This is a genomic window from Halococcus sp. AFM35 (assembly GCF_051195015.1).
Lineage (GTDB): Archaea > Halobacteriota > Halobacteria > Halobacteriales > Halococcaceae > Halococcus.
Window position 1 is genome coordinate 1 of sequence record NZ_JBNTJU010000076.1, and the last position, 2,407, is coordinate 2,407.

2 protein-coding genes are annotated in these 2,407 nt (G+C 58.4%); both read left to right on the forward strand.

Annotated features, from left to right (window positions below; all coding sequences use genetic code 11):
* The first annotated feature begins 560 nt into the window (after positions 1-560).
* On the forward strand, positions 561-1,391 hold the full coding sequence (locus ACQUQO_RS18105) for a type IV toxin-antitoxin system AbiEi family antitoxin domain-containing protein (protein ID WP_435080037.1): 831 nt from the start codon (positions 561-563) through the stop codon (positions 1,389-1,391).
* Positions 1,384-2,175, forward strand: a complete 792-nt coding sequence (locus ACQUQO_RS18110) for a nucleotidyl transferase AbiEii/AbiGii toxin family protein (RefSeq protein WP_435080035.1) — start codon at positions 1,384-1,386, stop codon at positions 2,173-2,175. The genes ACQUQO_RS18105 and ACQUQO_RS18110 overlap by 8 nt, the downstream gene beginning before the upstream one ends.
* Positions 2,176-2,407: the final 232 nt, after the last annotated feature.

A 2,407-nucleotide genomic window follows, 5' to 3' on the forward strand; every position in this document is an offset into this window, starting at 1 on the left:
TTCGGGAGATACGTTTTCGCCAGCGGTCATACCGGTCCAACGGGTTCGTTCCTTAAGAATATTCAGCCGTCAGTATAGGAGTAGCGGCTGGTTGGCACAGCCAGCGGTTCGTTTGTTCGACAAAACGCGAGGAGGTTTCCTCCCGCCAGAACAGGCGACCCGCGAACCTTAATATCCCAACTGGGAATCCTCGCCGTTCACGGCGGGGAGGATGTCAATGGGCTGATCTGCCCAGCGTTGTCGTAGAGGCATGAGTAGTACCTCCAAATGAGAATTGTCGTCCCAGCCGAATAACGGTTGGGCCGACATCGGCTCTCCCTACAAATCCCGTGCCCAGCATGGTCAACGTGTTCTCGCGTTCATCGAGCACGTAGCATGGGTGAGTGCGAGCACCGCTGCGTACGGTTTCAGTGGCAGCCAGGAGAGCTCGAAGCTATCGATCGCCTTGCGTGTGTGCTCGGCGAGCGCTTCGAACTGTTCGCGTTGAAGGGGTTGGGAATCGCCTGAGGAATGTTTTTAATCTTGACCGCTGTATACTCTATGTTGGATTGGTTCCGAACATGGGGACGAACACTGAAATGAGTATTAAGCAGGGGTTGTCGAAGCGGGAAGCACTCGCGCTCACCCGGCTGGCCGGCCAGAACAAGACGATCGTCACAATCGCCGATATCGAGCGCAGCGTCGACATCTCATACGATGCGGCGAAGAAGCTGGCTCACAACCTAGTGCAGAAAAAATGGCTTGATCGGGTGAAGAGCGGAACCTATCTGATCGTGCCGCTGGCTGCCGGCGAACGCGGTGAGTACACCGAACACGAGTTCATCATCGCAGCCCACCTCGCGGAGCCGATGTATATCTCCTACGGGAACGCGCTGAACCATTACAGCCTGACCGAGCAGGTGCCGATGACGGTCGTCGCGGCAACCACCGACCGGGTGCCCGACCGTGAAATCCACAACGTCCAGTACCGGTTCGTCACTCTTACCGACGCCAAGTTCTTCGGCTATGAACCGATCGCGGTTGGTTCCCAGCAGGTCAACATCGCCACTGTGGAGAAAGCGTTAGTCGACTGTGCGGACCATCCCGAGCACTGTGGTGGCATCACCGAGCTCTCGAAAGCACTCGTGAACGCCGACAGTGTGGACTACGCCACCCTGGTTGGCGACCTGCTCCGCATGGGGAACGGAGCAGCAGTCAAACGTATCGTCTACCTCGCAGATCTCCATAGCATCGAGCTGCCGCGCCGTGCAGACCTGGAGGAGGCGTTCACCACCGGCTACTCCAAGCTTGATCCGACCCGCGCCGACGACGGCCACCACACGAGCGACTACCGGTTGATTCTGAACATCGCTGAGGACGCGTTGCGGACTGGGAGGAGCACGGATGATTGACGACACACGGCTGCGCATGCTTGCCCGACAGACCGGTGTCACTGCGGGATTGGCCGAGAAGAACTATGTCAACTCCTGGATCCTCTATGCACTCTATACCAGCCCATTGGCCGATCACTTCGTGTTCAAGGGCGGGACCGCGCTCAGCAAGCTGTATTTTCCTGGAATCTGGCGATTCTCCGAAGACTTGGACTTCACCGCTACAGAGCCGCTCCCGGATCTGGCCCAGCGGCTCGAAACAGCTGTCACCGGTATCGCGAACCGGTCCGGTATCATGTTCACGGTTACGAACGTCTACGAAGCGGGGGATCCCGTCGAGTACGTACAGATCGATGTGCAGTACGATGCTATCCTCGGCCAGCGGAACACCACCGACCTGGATATCACGTTCAACGAGGCGCTGGCGTTTCCAGCAGTGCAGCACCAGCACGCGTTCGAGGACATCCCTGCATTCGACCTGACCGCGTACAGCGTCGAGGAAATCTTCGTGGAGAAGCTACGCAGCCTGTATCAGCGGGCGCGTGCGCGGGACTACTACGACATCTACCGCTTGCTAAACCAGGAATCGTTCGACGATAAAGCGGTAGCAGACGCGCTCCGTACAAAAAGTCGAGCACACAACGTGGATCTCGATCTCGCGAACGGTATCCCGGCCGACAGTCAGGAGGCGGTCCGCCAGTACTGGGAGCAGGCACTTGACCGGCTTGTCCAGCAGAAACCGGCATTCAACGACGTGGCACACCGGATCAACGATTACTTGCTCGATCTTTCAGCGGCTGGATAGCAGGCTGGTCCCCACCGGTGCTACTGCCAGCTGTCAGGCGCGGGTGCAGCGCCGTAGTGGAACAGATAGGACACAGACAGGACTGACAGCATAGTCCCGAGACAGGACGCCAATATCTGCCCGTCAGCCGTCACCTACCAACGCAGTTCGGGCTGCTTGACATCCTCACACGCCGTGAACGACGTGGAATCCCACGCCCGCACCGCAACGCGTTGGTTTGGGAGTTTAAGGT

Coding starts and splice junctions, on each gene's coding strand:
- ACQUQO_RS18105 (WP_435080037.1), top strand. CDS start 561: ATGGGGACGAACACTGAAATGAGTATTAAGCAGGGGTTGTCGAAGCGG.
- ACQUQO_RS18110 (WP_435080035.1), top strand. CDS start 1,384: ATGATTGACGACACACGGCTGCGCATGCTTGCCCGACAGACCGGTGTC.